At 59.7% G+C, this 19179-nt stretch carries 17 protein-coding genes; 7 read left to right on the top strand and 10 right to left on the bottom strand.

The annotated features are described in order from the left end of the window. Positions 1 to 7 precede the first annotated feature (7 nt). Positions 8 to 1930 (top strand): EAL domain-containing protein, encoded by a 1923-nt coding sequence (locus EZ313_RS22185; protein WP_167772705.1) that lies wholly within the window; start codon positions 8 to 10, stop codon positions 1928 to 1930. A gap of 21 nt (positions 1931 to 1951) precedes the next feature. Here EZ313_RS22185 and EZ313_RS22180 read toward each other — a convergent pair whose 3' ends face one another. Then, on the bottom strand, positions 1952 to 2260 hold the full coding sequence (locus EZ313_RS22180) for a hypothetical protein (protein ID WP_135265502.1): 309 nt from the start codon (positions 2258 to 2260) through the stop codon (positions 1952 to 1954). Positions 2261 to 2334: 74 nt separating this feature from the next. After that, positions 2335 to 2652, bottom strand: coding sequence for a hypothetical protein (locus EZ313_RS22175; RefSeq protein ID WP_135265501.1), 318 nt, complete (start codon positions 2650 to 2652; stop codon positions 2335 to 2337). A 181-nt stretch (positions 2653 to 2833) separates the two neighbouring features. Here EZ313_RS22175 and EZ313_RS22170 point away from each other — a divergent pair, with 181 nt between their 5' ends. From EZ313_RS22170 to EZ313_RS23850, 3 genes are all read left to right on the top strand, one after another. Beyond that, a complete protein-coding gene (locus EZ313_RS22170) occupies positions 2834 to 3175 on the top strand; it encodes a hypothetical protein (protein ID WP_135265500.1) in 342 nt (113 codons plus the stop codon). Positions 3176 to 3789: 614 nt separating this feature from the next. Next, the gene (locus tag EZ313_RS22165; protein ID WP_135265499.1) at positions 3790 to 4923 is read left to right on the top strand and encodes a hypothetical protein; all 1134 of its coding nucleotides are present in this window, start codon (positions 3790 to 3792) and stop codon (positions 4921 to 4923) included. Then, positions 4904 to 6145, top strand: a complete 1242-nt coding sequence (locus EZ313_RS23850) for a toll/interleukin-1 receptor domain-containing protein (protein WP_135265498.1) — start codon at positions 4904 to 4906, stop codon at positions 6143 to 6145. Before EZ313_RS22165 ends, EZ313_RS23850 begins: the two co-directional genes overlap by 20 nt. Before the next feature lie 458 nt (positions 6146 to 6603). Here the strand turns inward: EZ313_RS23850 and EZ313_RS23845 are convergent, their stop codons facing one another. Both EZ313_RS23845 and EZ313_RS23840 read right to left on the bottom strand, forming a co-directional pair. Continuing rightward, positions 6604 to 6864, bottom strand: a complete 261-nt coding sequence (locus tag EZ313_RS23845; protein ID WP_420849336.1) for an N-acetylmuramoyl-L-alanine amidase — start codon at positions 6862 to 6864, stop codon at positions 6604 to 6606. Beyond that, the gene (locus EZ313_RS23840) at positions 6801 to 7295 is read right to left on the bottom strand and encodes an N-acetylmuramoyl-L-alanine amidase family protein (RefSeq protein ID WP_420849340.1); all 495 of its coding nucleotides are present in this window, start codon (positions 7293 to 7295) and stop codon (positions 6801 to 6803) included. The genes EZ313_RS23845 and EZ313_RS23840 overlap by 64 nt, the downstream gene beginning before the upstream one ends. Positions 7296 to 7543: 248 nt before the next feature. Here EZ313_RS23840 and EZ313_RS22145 point away from each other — a divergent pair, with 248 nt between their 5' ends. Both EZ313_RS22145 and EZ313_RS22140 read left to right on the top strand, forming a co-directional pair. Then, positions 7544 to 8509, top strand: a complete 966-nt coding sequence (locus tag EZ313_RS22145; protein WP_135265496.1) for a protein-glutamine glutaminase family protein — start codon at positions 7544 to 7546, stop codon at positions 8507 to 8509. Next, entirely contained in the window at positions 8506 to 8721 is a 216-nt protein-coding gene (locus tag EZ313_RS22140) for a hypothetical protein (protein ID WP_135265495.1), read from the top strand. Before EZ313_RS22145 ends, EZ313_RS22140 begins: the two co-directional genes overlap by 4 nt. Before the next feature lie 1994 nt (positions 8722 to 10715). Here the strand turns inward: EZ313_RS22140 and EZ313_RS22135 are convergent. Then, the gene (locus EZ313_RS22135; protein ID WP_135265494.1) at positions 10716 to 11459 is read right to left on the bottom strand and encodes a hypothetical protein; all 744 of its coding nucleotides are present in this window, start codon (positions 11457 to 11459) and stop codon (positions 10716 to 10718) included. Between the two features lie 432 nt (positions 11460 to 11891). Between EZ313_RS22135 and EZ313_RS22130 the strand changes: the two genes are divergently transcribed. Continuing rightward, on the top strand, positions 11892 to 12617 hold the full coding sequence (locus tag EZ313_RS22130) for a hypothetical protein (protein ID WP_135265493.1): 726 nt from the start codon (positions 11892 to 11894) through the stop codon (positions 12615 to 12617). Positions 12618 to 12742: 125 nt separating this feature from the next. On the opposite strand, the gene mcrC is transcribed toward EZ313_RS22130, so the two are convergent. From mcrC to EZ313_RS22105, 5 genes are all read right to left on the bottom strand, one after another. Further along, a complete protein-coding gene (gene mcrC, locus EZ313_RS22125; RefSeq protein WP_135265492.1) occupies positions 12743 to 13795 on the bottom strand; it encodes a 5-methylcytosine-specific restriction endonuclease system specificity protein McrC in 1053 nt (350 codons plus the stop codon). Between the two features lies 1 nt (position 13796). Further along, the gene (locus EZ313_RS22120; protein ID WP_167772703.1) at positions 13797 to 16118 is read right to left on the bottom strand and encodes an AAA family ATPase; all 2322 of its coding nucleotides are present in this window, start codon (positions 16116 to 16118) and stop codon (positions 13797 to 13799) included. A gap of 212 nt (positions 16119 to 16330) precedes the next feature. Further along, positions 16331 to 16705 (bottom strand): nucleotide pyrophosphohydrolase, encoded by a 375-nt coding sequence (locus tag EZ313_RS22115; protein ID WP_205960463.1) that lies wholly within the window; start codon positions 16703 to 16705, stop codon positions 16331 to 16333. A 272-nt stretch (positions 16706 to 16977) separates the two neighbouring features. Then, the gene (locus EZ313_RS23835; protein WP_420849339.1) at positions 16978 to 17580 is read right to left on the bottom strand and encodes a nuclease-related domain-containing protein; all 603 of its coding nucleotides are present in this window, start codon (positions 17578 to 17580) and stop codon (positions 16978 to 16980) included. 463 nt (positions 17581 to 18043) lie between these two features. After that, complete coding sequence (locus tag EZ313_RS22105) at positions 18044 to 18727, bottom strand: hypothetical protein (RefSeq protein ID WP_135265489.1); 684 nt, start codon at positions 18725 to 18727, stop codon at positions 18044 to 18046. Positions 18728 to 19179 lie beyond the last annotated feature (452 nt).

Here is a 19179-nt window from a genome sequence, read left to right as displayed (position 1 = left end):
GATGTCCATGAAAAACTTCCTGTTCAAGTCCGATCCGGCCCCGGCGAGCGATCCCGAAAAAATCGAGCCGGAGCTCGACGCGCTGGCGACGGTGCCGACCATGTTCGCGCCCGGCGAGGAGAAGCTCTCGCAGCAGGAGTTCCGCGCACTTTCACCGCAGGAATCGGTGTGGCCGCACGGCTCGATGTCGAAGCTGCCGGAGTCGCTGATCATGATGGTCGACGACGAGGTACTGAACATCGAGATGACGCAAGCCTTCCTGGTCGAAGCCGGCTACCGCCACTTCGCCAGCACGGATGCGCCCGAGACGGCGGTGGAAGCGATGCGCCGTCAGCCGCCGGGCGTCCTGCTGCTGGACCTGAGCATGCCCAAGGTCAGCGGCCTGGAGATCCTGGAGGCGATGCGCGCCGACTCCGTGCTGCGCCATGTGCCCGTGATCGTGCTGACCAGCAGCACCGACCCTCAGGTGAAGCTGCAGGCGCTTTCGCTGGGCGCGATGGATTTCCTCTCCAAGCCGGTCGACCCCAGCGAGCTGGCGCTGCGCCTGCGCAATACGCTCACCGCGAGCGCATACCGCGACTACCTGCGCCAGCACGACCCGCTGACCGGCCTGCCGAACAAGCAGCGTTACCGGCGCGACCTGGCCGCGGTGCTCGCTTCGGCCCAGGACGAGCAGCGCGCGGGCGCCTTGCTCCTGGTCGGCGTCGACGCACTGGGCCGCGTGAACGACGCGCTGGGGCGCGCCAGCGGCGACCACCTGCTGCAGCGCATCGGCAAGCGGCTGGCCAGCTGCGTGCAGACCGAGGCGGGCGGCGAGCTCAGCGCCGGTGACGTCAACCCGACGCTGTACCGGCTCGACGGAGACGAGTTCGCGGTCGTCGTGCCGCACATCGAGGGCGTTCACAGCGCCGCCGCCTTCATCGGCAAGCTGCTGGACGACGCGGCCGTGAGCTTCCAGCGGCGCGGATCGCCCGAGCTGTTCGTGACGTGCAGCATCGGCGTCGCCGTGTTTCCCACCGACGGGGCGGATCCGGAACTCCTCACGGGCAATGCCGGCCTCGCACTGCGTCACGCGAAGCAGGCGGGTTCGCACCGCTACGAGTTCTTCACGCCGCGGTTCACGCAGGTGGCGCAGAGCCGGCTGGACCTGAGCGCGGAGCTGCGCCGCGCGATCGGGCGCGACGAGATCGAGCTGCTGTTCGAGCCGAGGGTGGAACTCGCCTCGGGCAAGTTGCTGGCCGCCCAAGGCCTGCTGCGCTGGAACCATTCCTCAGGCCGCGCGATCGACGGCGACGAGCTCCTGGACCTGGCGCGCGGCTCCGAGATGAACGTCGCGCTCATCGAGTGGGTGCTGGACCGGCTGCGGCTGAGCGCCGGCAAGTGGCGCGCGAGCGGCCTGCAGCCGGTGCCAGTCGGGATCGGCGCGTCGCTGGCGAACCTGCCCCTGACGGAGCTCAGCCACCTGGTGTCGGCCGCGATCGCGGGTGGCCTGGAGCCGCGTCAACTGACGCTGGAGCTGCAACACCTGGGCGGGGACCACCGCCTGCACGACGCCGACGAGAAGGCGATCGTCGCCTTGCGCAGGAAAGGGGTGCGCCTGGCGCTGGACAGGTTCGGCTCGATCACGTCCGTCGCGGACGTTCGCCTGATCACGTGCGACGAGATCAAGGTCGATGCGTCTTTCGCGCACCAGGTGGAGAACAACCCCCTGAACCAGGCCATGCTGCTGGGCATCGGCGACTTCGCACGGCGTCTGAACCTGACCTGCGTGGCCTGCGGCGTGGACACCGGCTCGCGGCTCTCGTTCCTGCGAAAGAACGGCTGGCAGCAGGGACAGGGCCGCGTCTTCGGCAAGCCCCTGGCGGCGGTGCCCTTTGCCGCGCAGTGGCTCTCGAAGAGCGGCAGGTCCCAGCGGGTGGAGCTCGATTGACCCGCGGCTCGGCTTCTTGGGCTAGTGCTCGCAGGCCCCGGCGACCAGCACGCTGTCGTTCAAGCTCAAGCTCGCGCCGGCTTCCGGCGCAACCATGGCGGAGAGGCGCGACCTGCGGCACATCACCAGGGTTCGCTGGTGCACGTCGTTGGCCAGCTCCTGCAGCTCGCGCTGCGTGACGGGCACGCAGCCCTCGGCCGCGCAGGTCTCGGCCCAGCCCGGCTTCATCTCCAGCCAGGCGGGATAGCGTTCAACGGTCTGGGTCGCTTGCGGGGCGCTGGCGCATGCGGCCGCCATCAGGGTGGGGAGCAGGGCGATCAGGGCTTTCATGGCGCTCCTCGGGTCAATGCTGCTGACCGGGTGCATCCTCTTCCGGAGGATTTCGGTGTGTCGGTCCTGACGGACTAGTCCCGCTTGCGAACCGAGGCGAAGGGGTCGATGCCTGACATTTTGCTGGGAGAACCGTCCCGTGTCCTGACGGAATCGAACGCGGAAATCGGACCCATCCGGCTGTCCAGCTCCGTTTGCGATTGCTCCCACAGGTCCCAGGCAGAGTCGTCGCTGATTTCCTTCACTTCCGGCGCGGGAAGCGGAAAGGCCGGCCGCTGCCGCGCAAGATCGGCCCTGTTGCGGCGCGCAGCAGTTCGCTTCGAAGACGCCGCCGGCGCTTTCGGGGCGGGGTCTTGCACCGCAGAGACGATTCGGGCGAGGAGCTTGAACACGATTGGATCGTGCCGCCTGGCTCGGCTGTTCGATCTAGGACGAGTTCTCAACGTATGCACGCCACGAGGATGCTGGCCGCGACGACCGCGAGTGGCGTAAGTGAGACGGCACCCCAGTTGTTGTTGGGTTCCGCGAAAAAAGCCCTCGCGGTGCCATGCACTGCAAAAGTACGCTCCATGCATGGATGCAATTGCAGACCGTGACGAGTACCCCAAGACCGCACCGGCGGGGCTCGAGACAGTGGCCACGACCCCCGAGCACTTCGTCGGTCCTCTCGAAGGCCACCACCTCGCGTGCTACACGGTCAGGACCGGCCGCGGCTACGTGGCCTACGCCACGGTGTTCGCCGAGCGGCCGGACACGGTCTGGACGGACGAGAAGCCCCTCGAGAAAGTGTCCGCGGGGCCGTTCAGCGACAGTGAAGAGGCACTGCAAGCGGTCGTTGCGAAGTGCACCCGCAAGCTGCGTCTGGGGCGACCCAGCAGGCTGAGTGTTCTTCTGAGGCTTTTGGTGAGGGCTTGATCGCAAGGCTGCGAGAGACGCTCGAGTCTTGCGCCGCGCACGCCGTCCGCGCAAAGAGAAAGGGGTTGCGTTCGCACGCAACCCCTTGATTTTTTGGCTCCCCGACCTGGGCTCGAACCAGGGACCTACGGATTAACAGGCCAGGTTCGAACACAAGTCCGCTGCCGCCGGACTCCGCAAGACACCAGAATACACCACGCCAGGCTCGAAGCGCCCCTGGTGAATCGGCCTCCGGCGGGGAAAAGGCGCGGCAGCTAGGCACGTCAACAAACGAACTCAGAGGCCGCATCCTGCGAAAGAACTTGCGGTTTGCCTAGCTGCCCCTCACTAGGCCGCTGCCGCGGCGACCCTGGGACGGCCAGTCTTCAGACCTCCTGCCCGCGAACATATGGTCTGGGCCCCAGCCACTGCGAAAGACACTGTGACGCGTTTGGTTCTGGCTATGAGAGCCTCCCCCCTAGGCACGCTTAGCGACGCTGAGAACAGTCAGGTTGGACGTTTCCTCTGCGGCTGAGACGTTGCCGCGAGGAACCACTACACCTACCGAAGTACTGATTCCCACGACGGTCGCGCAGTCGACCACCGATGCGGCGCGCGTGACGGCCGGATAGCTGTTGACTATCATCATGGCAGCTCAACAGCGCGGGAGGGGAAGAGTGACTTTGACTGACTTCGAGCCAGAGTTCCTGCCGGTACGTCCGGAAGGCGAGCGCATCTGGGTGGTGCGTGCTTCAGGCGGCGCGTACGTCGGACATTTCCGCGAGCACGGGCTGATGGCGATAGGCCACCTGAACCCGCTAGGACTCCGACAGGGAGCAATCAGTCAGGGGACCCTTCCAAACCTCGAAGCGCTACTGCTCCGGGCAGATTCAGAACGTTCGCAAGGATCGCTCACCTCTCATGCGAATCAGGCTCGCACATTCATCTCCGGTATCTCCGAGGGAGACCTGATTGTCACTCTGAACTCCGGCAGCATCTCAGTCGGCCGTGTAGCGGGTGATGCCTTTATCTCGCGTGAATCCCTCTACATATACGACAAGAACGGCAGGAGTTACGCGCTGGAGCACGAGTTGCGCCGAAAGGTCATCTGGGGGCCCCGGCTTCTACGAACGCAGGTGCCAGCTGCGCTTCAGCTGACTCTGCTGGCGCATCAGACTGTCTTCAACATCGATGACTACTGGGACTCGATATACCACCTTCTGTACCCATGCTTCGCCTACAGAGACCATCTGTACCTCTCCGCGAACATCAAGCAGACGTTGGAACTGGACAACTATTCACTGTCGCAGTTCTTTTCGATGCTCAGCGCAATTGAGAGAACTGCACGCGACTTAGCGGAAGGGCTTGAAGTCGGCCACACACCGAAGCGCCATCGTGAGGACTTGAACCTCACGACAAAGGCGGAGTTCATGTCTCCGGGAACCATTTGGGCCCAGGTAGCAATGGACTCTCAGTCCTTACTGTGGTGTGCGGTGATCTACGTCATGCTCTTCGGAGGTGACCTCAAATTCTTCAAAACAGACGGCCTGCTAGACACGCACACGCGACAGAAGATCTGGGATGTCGTGATCAAAATAGTCAAAGACTTCGACTTCTCGCGCGTGCAAAAAAGGCTCCGCGTCGACATCCCGAGGGTTGACACTTCGAAGATCGATCCGCCAAAGCCCAAGCGGATCCGGAAAGCGAAAATTAAGCGCGAGAACGAACCCGCGCAGTTGCCGCAGGAAGATGACCCGGATCTCGGATAGTCAACTTGCACGTGCGGGCAGCTCCCTCCGAACCATCAATTCTGCAGGCGATTGGCTTTCAAACCATGCGCAATGCATCGAAGTCACCGACACGCACTTAATGTGCGGACAGCCTCTCTACAACGACAAGATGACTACTACACCACGAAAGAAGCGGGGCGTCGCTGCACCTGCCCCCACAGGAGCGAAGGCCGCGAAAGACAAGAAGCAGCCTCCACTGATCTCCGAGGAAGTGGAGGTGATGCTGCACATTGCTTTCGTCAACGCACGAGATCGTCGCCATGAGTTCATCACTGTCGAACATTTAGTGTTCGGTCTCGTCGATGGGCCCTCTTCCAAGGTTGCTTTGACTGCCTGTGGTGCTGACTTAGATGAACTGAAGTCGCGACTCGGCTTGTTCATTGATGAACACACGCCAGTAGTCGACGCCAATGAGGAAGTTGATACCCAGCCCACACTAGGTTTCCAGCGAGTCGTGCAGAGAGCGATCATGCAAGTGCAAGCGGCGAACCAGGAGGGGCGCCAAGTACTCTGTGTGGACCTGCTCGTAGCCGTCTTCGGAGAAAAGGACTCGCACGCAGTCTACTACTTGCATCAGCAGGGCGTCACTAGAGTGGATGTGATCGACTTTTTGGCGCATGGAACCAAGCGCGCGGCGGGATCGCAGGTAGAGGAGCGGGAGGCACAAAGGGTAGACCGAAATGTCGCCACAATCTTGGCTGAAGCTGCTCAGCCATTTGTGATTTCAGAGGTGAAGCGAAATGAGCGCCCGAAGCTCTTCATTTCGTACAGCCATGTGGACACTCAGTGTGTTGAGAGGCTGCTGGTCCATCTGAAGCCCCTCGAAAGGGCCAACACGGTTGTTTGCTGGTCAGACAAGAGGCTGCGGACAGGTGACAAGTGGAAGGCGGAAATCGAGCAGAATCTCAATGAAGCAGTAATAGCCGTATTACTCATAAGCGCAGATTTCCTGGCCTCTGACTTCATTGTGAACAACGAATTGCCTCCCCTGCTGGTTAAGGCCGACTCTAACGGGCTAAGGATTCTTCCTGTAATTGTTAAGCCCTGCGGTTTCCGGCGGGATCCGATCTTGAGCACATTTCAAGCGGCCAATGACCCAGCGACGCCTCTTTTGGGTATGACGCCTATTGAGCAGGAGGCCTTGTACGACAAGATTGCCGATGAAGTTGCTAAGGAGATTGCAAATCGGCGGGTATCTTGACCGTCCTGGCAGTCATAGTGCGGCTAAGCCGCGCAGTTCTCTAGCGAGCGACATCTGCTCGGAACCGGCCGGCGTGAGATTCGCCGATTCAACCGACTGCTCCTCCCAGAAGAAGCAAAGAAGTCATACAAGGGGCCGCAGGCACTTTGGCGTTCGCGATATCCTGCTGGAGGTCTGAAGCGAGTCATAGACATCTACTCAGAGCTGGTCAGACGCGACACTCGCGAAGGTCGGCCGACAGCAACCTACGAAGAAGCCCGAGCCATTTGTGAGAAGCAGCTACGCAGGTTCCAAGGAACCGACTAAAAGGCGCGCAAGCCGCAAGGAAGCCGCGGCCTTATTCCGAACCGACGGACTCTCAGTCCCCCAGGCAGGAGGACCGCTCATCTTCAATCCTGGTTAGCGAGGCACTCATTCCTGCGCGTGTGGCAAATCAAAGTCGCAGCGAAACTCAAGGCTCACTCCTCCAACGCCACCTCGGCTGCATCCTCTGTGCCAGGCACGAGAGGCAAGTCTGATGGGGATTCAAGCTGTACGCCCTCCGGTGCAGCTGCGCTTAGGAAGTCAGAGATACCATTGAGAATTGCGGCTGCCAATTGGCGGCGGTAGTCGTCTCTTGCAAGTCTTCGGTCCTCAGGTGGGTTGGTGATGTAGCTCACCTCCACCAAACACGCGGCTGTCTCGGGCAAGTGGCTCTCGGGCTGCAGTACGCCGAACACGCTGCACGTTGGACCTGTCGAGGCCGTGACCCAGTTACGTCGCGAACACGACTCAGTACGGCCTCTGCCAACCGCATTGATTCTGCTGACCCGCGCTCATGAATGTACGCGGAGCTGCGCTGTACGGTTGGGTCCTTAGATCCGTTGCAGTGGACCGACACAAAGGCGACTGCTCCGCTGAGTCTGGCTACGGATGCCCGGTCGGTTAAGCCTAGGTTCGCATCGTCCTCGCGAGTCAGTAGCACACGAAATTGCCCCGGGTCGTCACGCGCTGCTCTCGCGATGCCCAAAGTAACAGTTTTCTCAAGCTGCCCGCTAGGTCCAGTGGCATTGTTCGGACTTGAGCCGCCAACACGCCTGTGGCCGCCGTGCCCAGGGTCATTACCACTACCTCCATTGTCACCTCCTGTACTGCCGGGCCGAAGCGGCATCGTCCCCACATGCTGCTCATTGTTGGCGGCCCGGTAAAGAGGGTTCATGTTGTTCTACTCAAAGTTGCTTGGAAATCGATGAGTTAATCGCTACCGAGGGGCGAGTCGCGACAACGAATCAAAAAGCCGTCGAGGCAGCAGCGGTCGACTGTCTCGCCGCAAGAGTCACAGCCGCACCGCACCCGTTATGCAGAGGTAGATGACACGCTCTCGCGGGGCTACACTTCTCTCGCATCTCGGGAGCCATCATGTCCGAAGAGAAGAACATCGACCCACGTGAGCGCGGGGAAGTCGAAGTGAGATTCGGGAGATCAGCTCACGAACTGAGTCTTGCCCGTCAGGTCGGTTCGAGCTACTTCGGTGAGCTCCAGCGGTCTGAGCTGCTGGGCACCCTGGAAAGGCTTGCAACCCGCACGCAGGAGCCGTTGTTCTCAATTCAGCGGGAAGGCGTGCTGTTATCAGTCGGCGCTGTAGAAGTCCACAAGGTACTTGAGATCAGTAACGGACGCGCGTCCCTGACTGCAAGTCACGCCCGCCATAAGTTGAAGACTGAGTCGCCGCTGGAGCCGGGTAAGACTTACGAGATGGTTATCGATCCGGCCACAAACGAGGTGCGCTGGGCTCGGCAGACGGACAAAGCTGCGCGGGAACTAGGCGGCCCTGTCGTTCACAGCACCGAGCCGATCAAGAAACTCAGAGCAGTCCCGCGCAAGAAAGCCAGCGAGTTCTTCGACATCGTGCGCCGTCAGCCTCACATTCCTTTTCAGTACCCTGCGAACGGCTGCTGGGCGCGGGCTCACGAGATGTGCCGAATAATCGAACGCCATCTTGACGCAGATCCTACCGACGTCGTGGCAAAGGTGTGGCACTACGCTGGAGCAGGCACCGAGCTTTCGGCCAGGAGCAACAATACTCCAGAATGCAAAGTGGAGTGGTCGTACCACGTTGCCCCAGTCGTTCAGCAAGATGACGAGCTTTGGGTCATCGATCCTTCTATGTTTGACGAACCCGTGCCGCTAGACCGGTGGCGGCAGGCTCAAAATCCGGACAATAGTACGCTCGCGTACAGCACTTGGTCGGTGTACTTCCGCAACAGCAAAGGCGTGGAAAGTGCTGAAGCACCGTATGAGGCTGAGAGCGATATGCAGGAGATGCGGGCGAAGCTTTACGGCCAGATCTACGCGCGGGGGCCACTGCCTTATAAGTGCCCGTGAAGAAAGAAAAGTCCTGCATCGCTGACGCGGCGCCGCGGCGCGATCGCGACCGGCTGATGTATGACAAGCCGGTCTTTTGGACTGGAACCGTCACGGCTCTCGTCAAGCGCCGCAAGCTGAAGTGGGCAGGCGGGAAGCGCCGCCCAAACGGCGGATCGCGCATGCCGCAGCACCACAGAGCCGTGTTTCGAACCGACTCCGAAGCAAGCTGATGCCTGACGGAGCGGGGGTTCTCACTCCGTGACAGGGTTAAATCCCGCAGGTGCGCGAACGCCGCACCCGATTAGCTGCCCGCCCGCCCGATCCTTCCAACTGTGAGTTGTCGTGGCGCGCAGCCGGCGGTATCCCCCATAGTGCTCCGCTTGTGCACGGGCGCAAGCTCAGTACCGCGACAACTTCGCAATGCAGCTGTACTGATGCAGAACTCGACCTGAGCGTCGCACAGCTGGCTGTCCGGCTCACCTGAACGAGAGCGGCGGACTATCAGTCCCCGGGCAGTCGCGATTGGCGAGCGGCTTTGCTAAGGGTGCACCTGTGCGAATTGCCGTCGAAAGCTCTTCTTGCTCTGCACGGTCTGCGATCCGTCCACGAACCCGCGAGTAGTACACCGTGATCATCGGATTGCTGTAGCTCTCGTCGTTGTTGATCACTTCGAAGTAGCGCGTTACGCTGATCTCGTTGGAATCCGCCCCGAGCGGGCTGCAGAGCGAAGCGTACCTCAGCCGCGGCCCCGGAGTGAATGACGAGGACTCTCGGGCGTTTCGAATACCGAATCGCCAGCACATCGGCGATCCTTGAGAGAGGGTTGGGTCGACAGTAATGACTCTCCACTTGGTCCTAACTAATCGAGATGGCACCGTACACGTAGGCGATCGGAAGCTCACGTTCAGTGGCGGCCGGCAATTCGACGACGCTTCGAACAAGATCGTCATATTCCGTGCTCGGGACGCGATGGTGAGTATCGGATTTACTGGGATCGCTTATCTCAATGGGATGCCTACCGATGAGTGGATTGCCCGGCGGCTCGTTCCAGAAGCCTACTCAGATAGCGCCTCGGCGTGCGCTGTTGGCAGCATCAATACCGGGTCTGGGTCAGCGCCCGCGGTTACGCTTCTGCTTTGTCCGCGCAAGGGCGTTCAGTCGTATTGGCCAAACTTGCCTTTGGCTTTAAGGCGCCTGCAGTCGGCGCTCAATGAATGGCTACAGGTAGCGCGACAGCCCGATCGCGAGCAGGCATTGACAGTTGTAGCGACCGGTGTTCGTTTGGTCTGGGAGAGTCGTCGAGCGGCCAAGATGCACCCATGTGCTGCGCTAGTCTCTAAGGACTTCGGGGGTCCACAATTCACGTTCAAGTGGACTCGTCCTCGCGATTTCTATCTTAGCGGAGGGCACAGCCTGAAGCTATTCTCATATCCGGCCGAGGTTTTTGGTAAACAAGAACGCGCTGCGTTGATGAATCGGCTTCGAGCGTCACTTCGACCAGGAGAACCGATTAACTGCGACATTGTCGAGCGTGTGCTTGTGAACACAATCCAGGACGTAGCACTGCGCACCCCTTATGTCGGCGATGCATGTGTGAGCGTCACACGCGTGGGAGTGTCGCTGCGCACACGATATTTCGAGCTCGACGAGGTCACAGGTAGGCTCGAACAGCCGATGAACCGAGGCTTCACTCCCACAGTGCTGATGCCAACTCTTCGAAAACCAGCTGGGGAGACTACAGGAGGATGGAGGCTCACGACCGGGCTCGGCTCCGAGATGCTCGAAGACGTACTGAGCGAGGACGGTCGCAAAATGAGTGAACTAACTCTCCGCGCACAGCCTCGCAAAAGTTGGCCGTAGAAGCAGCCTATGCGCGAACGACTGGCGAGAGCTGATGGCCTGGTTGAAACTCGATCCCAGTTCTGGTGGTCGGTAAGAACACTCCAGAGCTGATTGGTACGGCTTCGATTCGACTGAAGACATCGTGTGTGAACGCTCAGATTGCTTGCGCATGGCGGGCAGAGGCGCTGCGGGATGAGTGCGCCGCTCGCACCAAGTCAAAGCTGCTTCCCGTCGTGGGGCACGGCGGGAGCGGCGGTTTGCACGACCGCCCCTCATCCTGCGAGAAGAGTGGGTGAGGGTGGTAAGTACGAGCCACGCCGAAGCGGCGTGAATACAAGCTGAAAGCGGTGGACGCCAGTTCGCGGTATCGGCGGCTACCGTTTCACTTGGGAGCTGTCAGTTTGGTCCCATCGGTGAACACCACCATCTCTGGCTCCCAAACAACCTTGAATTTGTCGTCTGAGAGTTCAGCCAACTTTTCGTCCTTGTTGTTTCCGAAGGAAAAGCGAGTCGATCGGGAACCGGTCCACGTCACGGTGTCACCGACCTTGATTGTTTCGTCGTTCGAGATCAGGAACTCGGATAGGGTATCCCCGAATAGGTCCTGCACGATCAGCGTTCCCTTCACCCCCGCTATGTCCTTGGTGCCGCTGTTCTTGTAGGCGACAGACATGACGAACTTGCGGTCCATCTCAATTCCGCTGTAGCCGCGCTGAACGTCTAACCTCTTGCTCACCAGCGCGACGGTGACGATGTCCCGCATGGCCTTAAGTCCAGCCTCTCGTTGTGCCTTCGCCTTTTCCTTCAAAGCAGCAGCCTCGGCTTCGCGCCGAGCCGCTTCGGCCATAAACGTGCGCTGGTTTTCGATGGCCTCGCCGATCGTGGTGGCGTCTGTCGCTCCGGCCATGCCGCCCAACAGCGTGCCTTTCATCGCCTTTCGCATTGCGTACTTGGCAAAGAGCTCGCGCTCCTCAGGTGTGAGTTTCTCGACCTGCGGCTTGATCGTCTCGTACTTCTCGATCTCAGTTGGAAGGGCAGTGTGCTTAGGGTCAGAGCAGCCGACCAGTGCGACCACTGCAACTGCGATGAGCAAACGAGACATGTTTTCCCCCTCTGTATCGACCACGCGCCTCTTTCTAGAGCTTGCGCAGCCTACTTCGTTAGGCCTCGACGCGCCACAGGAGCCTTCCGGGTGTGCGCGCTGCCGATTTGCTGTACACGACTGCCCGATTGCGGAGCCCCTCCAAGTGTGCGCGCCGACCGCAAGTTCGCGCCGAGAGAGCGGTAGTAGGGTCTTACCCGGGCTGGGTTGGCTGCCCAGGTAATCAAATGGACGGCTGTCGGCCCGGATAGCATACGGAATGCTCACTCCGTCCTCAGAACTAAATACAGAAGGCTCAAAAGCGCCCCTTGTATTTGTCCCGAAGCGGCCGCCGTTCGAAGACGCGCTGCCTACCGTATTAGGGGGCGAGCGTAGTCGGTCAATTTGCTCGGAGATGGAGTCACTGCCGCTGTTCGCGGGAGAGGCCATCGGTGCACCCTCGGGCATGGAACACACATGAATTCGCCTTTAATTCCTGACGGTTTGGGATCGGGTGCGGTACGCGCTACCTACTACCGCTACAGCGGGCGCCTACAATCCACGCTCATCTTTGAGCGGAGTTTAGTGATGTACAGGGTGTTGATTTTCCTCTTGATCGCGGGCGTATCGGGAGCGTGCAACGCGTCGAAATCAGCGCTGGACTGCGAAGCTGAGGTGGGTGAAGTCCATGGAGACTCTTCCCGACGGGCTGCGGTTGCCAAATGCCTGCTCGACGCCGCAACTGCCTCAAGTCCTGGCCAGAGTTCGGCGACAGACAGCAGTTCGTCGACGCTGCCATCGAATGGACCACATCCATCGCATGTAGTCCAAGCGTTCGGAATTGAAGAGGTCAACTCTGCTGGCGGCGTGGAGTTGGAGGCTCGCTTTGTGAACCCGAACAAGATGTCGTCGATCAAGTACATTCGGCTGCAGGTGACGCCTTACAACGCCGTCGGCGACGTGGTTCGAACTCGGATCGGCGATCACTCAACGACATGGATTCGGGCGACCGGCCCGATCCGCAGCGGCGAGGAGCCGGAGTGGCGCGGCTGGAACCCAGTCTGGTACAACGCGACGACCGAATGCGTGAAGATCAATGCCGTGGAAGTCGAGTACATGGACGGTAAGAAGCGCATGTACACCGCCAAAGCACTGAAGGAAGTTCTAAGCCCCGAGATCAAAAACGACTGTCGACCCAGGTAGTTGATCTCTGGTCTCTTTTGTTGCCCTCCGGAGCTGGCACTTAGTGAGAGTTGCCCTTGCAAGCGAGTCCGCCGGCTCCACGCGTCCCGGCCAACCCAGCGACGATTCAGGTTGCGAAGCTCCGCTCAGGCACTGCCTAGAGTAGCCACGGGCTTCGCGAGCGCCAAGAGGTCATCGCGAATCCCCTGGGGAGCTTGACTTAGATCGACCGTCCGCACTGACATCCTATGGCCTTGCACGGTTGTCGTGAAATCCACGGCCTTCTCGGTAGTAGGGTAGAGAAGGATCCCATCAGCGTTCGTGTAGTCGCCGCCCTTGAACTCAAGGTTCTTCAGGTACGAGAACAGCTGATAAAGGTGTTCGGACTTGAGCTTCTGCTTCTGAAATCTCTGCTGAAATACCGATTGGGAGAACTTCGTGTCGATCACTACAACGTGCCCTGGCGCGCGGAGAGTTATGTCCGTCTCCATCATGGGCATGAGCTGATCACTCTGAGAATCAGGCGCAACGATGTTCCACCTGAACCGGTCGTTGCCGACTTCGTAGTGATCCTGGTGATGTCGAAGAAGGTTCGAGACGAAATGCTGGAAGAGGCGCCTCATGGCGTGCTCGTCTTCGATGAAGCTTCTGAAGGAGTATTCCCCGTTGGCAGAGTCGACTAGTAGCCCGTCATGAACGACGCGGCAGATGTCGATGAGGAATTTGTAGAAACTATTATTAGAGTGCAGCTGAACCCGATCAAAGTCCCTTCGGCTGAGACGTATCGCTTCAACGTCTGGTAGACGCCGCACAAGCAAGGCAAGGCCATGACGGAGATCTGGGTCAAGAGCAGGCAAGCGGGTTAGCTGCTGCATAGTTGTCTTAACGATCTGATTGGCCAGGATGTTGCTGGTCAACTCGTCGACGTGGCAGGCTGCACGGGCTTGCTTCAGCAGCAGACGCCTCACGGACACCCCAAGGTCCAGGCGGCCACGGACAAATGTGCCCTCTTGCAGCTGCTCTTTGTACCCACGATCGATCCCGTCCTTGAGGCAGCGTTGAACCCCCCGCAATAGAACACTGGCCAAGAGGTCCGGAAGGGTTTCGATCTGTTCCGTGCTGACATCTACGAGCTCTGCTTGGTCGAGCCGGTTCCATGCGTAAGAGAGCATGAAGTAGATATTCCTGATCGGAATCATGTCAGGCCAGCAATTCGTTGACCCGATCTTCGATGTAGCTCGCGGGCTTGTCGAACCAGTACTCCGCAAGCAATGGTGCTACTTCCGCGCGGATAACCCTGGCGTACCAGGCGTCCGCGCTGACTGATTCGTCGGGCGAGGTGAAGAAGCTATGTCCAACCATAAATCCCGCGCCCAAGTCTTTATCGGCTGCGATAGCCGCGTTCAGTTTGGACATACGGTCAACGATTTTCTTGGTGAAAGCCTCAGGAATTTCCCTAGACTGCAGGTGCACCTTGAACCGTGCAGACTCGAACGCAGGCAGCAAAGTCCAGAAGGCGAAGCGCCGCCGAAGAGCGTAGTCGACCATTGCGAGCGACCGATCGGCGGTATTCATCAAGCCGATGATGTACACGTTCTCGGGAATGTAAAAAGGCGGCTCCTGCTCGGTCGAGTAGGTGAGTGGAATCGCCCACCCGGGTCCGCGCTTGTCGGACTCCATCAGCAGCATCACTTCGCCAAGGATCTTGCTCAGATTGCCGCGGTTGATCTCGTCGATTACAAACACGAACTTCGCGGTCGGCCGTTGCGTTGCAGCCGCGCAGAATCGCGAGAACACTCCAGACTTGAATGCGAACCCTTCGCCAGTTGGACGGTAACCCCCGATGAAGTCCTCGTACGAGTACGACTGGTGGAACTGCACCATCGTGACGCGGTCATCTGCGGCCTCGCCCATGAGAGCGAAGGCGAGTCGCTTAGCCAGGTAAGTCTTGCCTGTACCAGGCGCCCCCTGGAGGATCAAGTTCTTCTTACTGGATAGAAGTCCAATGAGTTCCTCGAGGTCGGTCTTCGAGAGGAAGATGTCTTCGATTGCGTCGTCGACGGTGTAAGGCTTTGAGGGCGTAGGCACACCTGTCTTCTGCTTCCGGTACGCGTAGCCGAAGGTGCTCTGGTTGAGGATGTTGTTGTCGCTGGACCAAGGTGCTGCCGGCTCAAAATCTGAGAGCGCGAGAGCCGGCTTGATTTCTTCGACCGAACCCACGAGCAGCCAAGTCTTGAATACCTCGCTCTGGCGATCGCCGGCACGTGTCGCCCCTCTCAGGCGCAGAGGCGTCTTCTCTGGCCATGGAGACTCCATCCCCGAGTTGCCTTGGCTAGTTCGGAAGTCATCGACACGACATCGGTGAGTGAAAACTCCGCCGCCCCGATTCAAATACACGTAGAACGGGCGGGGGAGCGCGCTTTGTGCCTCACTCTTGATTGGGAAGCTCCACCACCACGCCTGGCCTCCTTCTCTGTTGACCAAGTCTTGAAACTCGTCGAGCTCCTTGTCGGTTCTTCTGGTGGTTCCAATCAGGACGACTTCGTCGATCATGTCAATCGGCTTTCCATCGGTGATCGCCTCGAACAGCCGTCTGCTAAGTGGGCGGATCGCGTGCTGAACGTTGTACCCGGGCTGCGCAGCGATTTGCGCCTTAAGCGCAGCAGAAATTGGCTTTGGCGGGGAGAACGGTGTCCAGGAAGTGAACTCGCTCACGAACTCTTGCGAACCAGAGGGCGTCACCTTCGACTGCGCGGGCCCCAGGTTGCCGTGCCCGCGTAGCCTGGTCCCGTTTGAGCTTGTCGAATCAACAACTACGCGTGCTCCAACAAGCAGCTTCTTGTGGTTCGGAACGGTGTTCGTGAAGTGATAGCGGACGCCGAGCTCGTCGTCATACGGGGAGTCTTCATTCGAGCGGATCAGGAAGAACAGGTCATCTGAAGGCTTAGGCTGAATGGTGAACCCCAGCTTCTCCAGTACGCGGAAGTTCTTCGTCCCCATACCAGCGGAAAATTCGCTGGGTCTCAGAGGCCGGCCCAACGTGCGCATAGTCGCTATCCCTGCAGCTGCTTTAGGCGGATACGGCTTACCCTCGTGTACCAGGTTGTAATCCGTTGATGGCCCGTACCCGTGGGTCTCACCCGCGTCAAGGCGAGCCAAGGCATCGAGGACATCTTGTCTCGTGATGTTGTCCAAAGGATGCGCATCGATCGGTCTGCTGAGGAGCTGCTGCTCCACAAACGTGTTGATCGACCCGAATTCGGCCTTGATGCGTGCGGACTTCGCGTCGCTAATGCGGGTGAACCCCATATAGCCCTGTTGAAGGTAGCCGGCCAGGTCGAGCAGGGGGACATCGAGCTTCTGCGGTTCCGTGAGGAAGTAGATCAGGCTCCAAGTTCGGCCTTCAGGGTCTTGTCCCCAGATCGCGCGAGCCAAGTCTTCGTTCTCAAACTTCTTGAGGACCTGGGCGACGTACCGATACCGTGAGTCGTAGACGCACAACGCGAGATCGCCTTCTTGCATCGCAGCCCAACGTGGTCTGTTCTGAGGGCCCGGGATGGCGCCCCATGCATAGAGACCGTGCTCTTTGCTGATTTCACTGATTTGCGAGTGCGTGTCAGGCGGAAGGTGAGCAAGAACGGTCTCAAGCGAAATGGACTTTGTGATCGAATCATCGAGGTGAGCCCGAGCGGATGCGTCCCCGGCTGTGAAGATGAATATGTTTGTTGGTTCAGTCATTCCTCGCCCTCGATTCCGAATGTGGTGTACTTCTTGGCGTTACCCTTTGCCCTTTCGACTGGGTACTTCTTCGCGTTCAAATCGATCTTCTGCTGGGCGGCTGCTGGGAGATCAATGGACAGGCGGTCCGCGAGCCGGACTAAATACAGGTAGACATCTGCGAGTTCTTCGCCGACGGCCTGCTTCGCTTCCGCGGACAGGCTGTCGCTTTCGGACTCTGAGAGCCATTGAAAGTGCTCAAGAACTTCCCCAGCCTCACAGGCGAGCGCCATCGCCAGATTCTTCGGTGAATGAAAACGCTCCCAGTCGCGCTCTGCTGCAAATTGGCGCAGCTGCTGCTGCAGATCGGCTAAGTCAGAAGTACGTTGCACGTAGGGCCCCCGGCATGATCGGTTTATTTTTCCACAACGCGTAGGCCTGGGGCCGGGATAACTGTCGGCACTCGTTCACAAGGCTGGACATCGCCCCCTCGTGGCGAGGGGGGCGAGGAGGCTATCGGAAGCCTTTCGCGAGGGCCGTAAGCGCTCGGTCTCGCGTACTGAAGCCTGGTGTAAGAAGCGCGGACCAAGTTGCCAGAAGACCGTTAGTCCAAAGCCAGCGGGTATGGGCGAGAACCTGCGGATTGCAAGTCCGGTCGTTAGAGCTACTTAGCTTGTGAGCTCCGGACGTAGCGGGATAGGTGATACGCGAGCAACCGCGCGTCTTCAGGTGAGAGTCTTGAGGGTTCAGTTTCGATGAAGTGGGGTAATGCCTTCGGCTCCAAAACCCAGACGTCAGTACTTCGCCCAGTCGTCTCCACGAACCACCCGGGAAACGCGATCACCGGTCGGACTTGCACGGAGCGGCCGCTGCTCTCTGCCAGCAACCCGCGCAGCCAAGATGCTTGAGCACGGGCTTGCGAGATCGGGTCACGCTCCGGGCTTCTTGCGCCCACTTTGAGCGTGTCCCCATCGAAGACGATCCGAGCGTTGCCAGAGCTAGGTTTGCTCCACGTCTTTGTCTCTACCGTAAACAGACCTTGAGGACCGACAAGAACGTGGTCTACGTTGAATCCAGGTCCGACTACGTCGTGGAAAACCTGAAATCCACTTCCCCTCAAGCGCTCCAGGAACTGGCCCACAGCCTTCTCGCCTTCTTCGCCAAGCCGCAGTGCCCTTAGCTTTGGACGCACTCGGAAGAATCGCAACGCAGCGTACCCAACCGCAGCGGCGGCTGCCAGTGAAAAGATGACCGGATTGGGCTTCATTCCCGTGTACCACCGCCACCACTCGATGCCCGCCAGGAGGACGAACAAGAGCGCCTGCATCATTGGTGTTGAAACCGAGTCTTCTATGAGCTTTTCTCTTTGTTCGAAGACAGATTGGCCCGGCAGGCGCAGTGGTTTGTCCTTGAGGGGAGATCGTTGGCCGGGATCAGACAATTTTCGTAAACAGGAGTCCTGACTGCTGAGTTTACGTTCCGCAAGGCCGAGCGACTCGCATCGTCGCGCGAAAGCTGCAGTTACGCCCCGCGGAGCGTCGAAATGAATCCAGGAGAGTCTGGCTAGTTGACAGGCGGATTCATAGTCCGGCGTGTGAAAGTGGAGGGGATTCGCGATCGCTCGTCTCGCGTTCGATCTGGAGCTGCCGGACTCTCAGACCGCGGGTCGTTCGCTCGGTATCTGAATGGATCCAGCCGGATGGGAACAACGCCTGCGGGCGGTCTTGACTTCAGGGGACCGCAACACGCAGGCTTTCTACGTGTTCTCCTAGCCGTCTCTCGCCGCCCTGGGAAAGCTGCATCTCCTTGTCTGTGCACGCACCTAGATCAATCCGCGCAACGGTGCGCCACTCAGCCAGGACGCGTTCCACCGCGGCTTTGCCCGTGCGCTCCCATTTCGCATCGAGCGCCTTTATCACCTTCTTCCGCTGCACGGGATTTGGGTAGAAGATTGACATGTTGGAGCCCGACCGATAGCGGCCGGACATCCACTCGTACTCACGGCCGGAGTCCGGATCAACAGCGCGGTACATTGCCAAGGGCACTCCGTACTCGTACAGCCCTGAACGCAGCCCGCTCAGCCACTTCTCGGCTACATCTTCTGCATCCAGCATGCTGTGGAACGCCCGGCCCATGAACTGGAAGTGCCTGGTCTGGCCATCTAGATCCACCAAGTCGAAGAAGAAGAGTTTTTCGATCCTCCACAAGTCCCGCGCGGGGGTAGGGGGCAGGTTCATCGCGGCAAACGAGGCGAAGACACTCTGAGCGGCCCGCGCACGGTCGTAGCCCGACCAAGATGGGCCGCCGTCCTCGTCGTCGGCATTGCACCCAGCACCACCACGTGACAAGTGATAGGCGCTGTTGTTCGGGTTCAGCTGGTTAGCACGATTGTCGCGGTCGGACTTGGAAGACACAGTGGGCCCTTGGCTCGGTTCGACCTGAGTAGGTTAACCGTGGGGGCTGCATCAGTCTAGTTGGCCGGAGAAACCAGACCAGTCAGCCATCGGCAAGGAACAGCACCATCCCGACGGTCAGCGCCGAAGCAGCTCGGCGCTCGACCGGTGGATTGCGAGTCCGCCGGCTGGATGTTCGCGATCGGCCAGGAGCAGACGTCCTACCAACACACCACTCGCACAGGCACTCGAGGGACAGTGGGAGCCCCTTTCAGAGCGCAGAGGTGGCAAGAGTCGACGTGACACCCACGGCCCTTGGAGCCAATCCCGAAATCTCACGCCTTGATCCTGAGGCAGACGGAGGCCCAGCAATGTCGGGGTGTTCTTGCCGAGCGGCACCAGGCGGCCTTTTCCCAGCAATGCCCCCAGCACTATTGATTGGACCTGGTCCTTGTCGCTTCCCTTACACCCGA

It is taken from the genome of Ramlibacter henchirensis (assembly GCF_004682015.1).
GTDB lineage: Bacteria > Pseudomonadota > Gammaproteobacteria > Burkholderiales > Burkholderiaceae_C > Ramlibacter > Ramlibacter henchirensis.
This window is presented reverse-complemented; position numbering and strand designations above follow the sequence as displayed.

Coding starts and splice junctions, on each gene's coding strand:
- EZ313_RS22185 (WP_167772705.1), top strand. CDS start 8: ATGAAAAACTTCCTGTTCAAGTCCGATCCGGCCCCGGCGAGCGATCCC.
- EZ313_RS22130 (WP_135265493.1), top strand. CDS start 11,892: ATGAATTCGCCTTTAATTCCTGACGGTTTGGGATCGGGTGCGGTACGC.
- EZ313_RS22120 (WP_167772703.1), bottom strand. CDS start 16,118: ATGCAAGAAGGCGATCTCGCGTTGTGCGTCTACGACTCACGGTATCGG.
- EZ313_RS22145 (WP_135265496.1), top strand. CDS start 7,544: ATGTCCGAAGAGAAGAACATCGACCCACGTGAGCGCGGGGAAGTCGAA.
- EZ313_RS23850 (WP_135265498.1), top strand. CDS start 4,904: ATGACCCGGATCTCGGATAGTCAACTTGCACGTGCGGGCAGCTCCCTC.
- mcrC (WP_135265492.1), bottom strand. CDS start 13,795: ATGATTCCGATCAGGAATATCTACTTCATGCTCTCTTACGCATGGAAC.
- EZ313_RS22170 (WP_135265500.1), top strand. CDS start 2,834: ATGGATGCAATTGCAGACCGTGACGAGTACCCCAAGACCGCACCGGCG.
- EZ313_RS23835 (WP_420849339.1), bottom strand. CDS start 17,580: ATGAAGCCCAATCCGGTCATCTTTTCACTGGCAGCCGCCGCTGCGGTT.
- EZ313_RS22180 (WP_135265502.1), bottom strand. CDS start 2,260: ATGAAAGCCCTGATCGCCCTGCTCCCCACCCTGATGGCGGCCGCATGC.
- EZ313_RS23840 (WP_420849340.1), bottom strand. CDS start 7,295: ATGCCGCTTCGGCCCGGCAGTACAGGAGGTGACAATGGAGGTAGTGGT.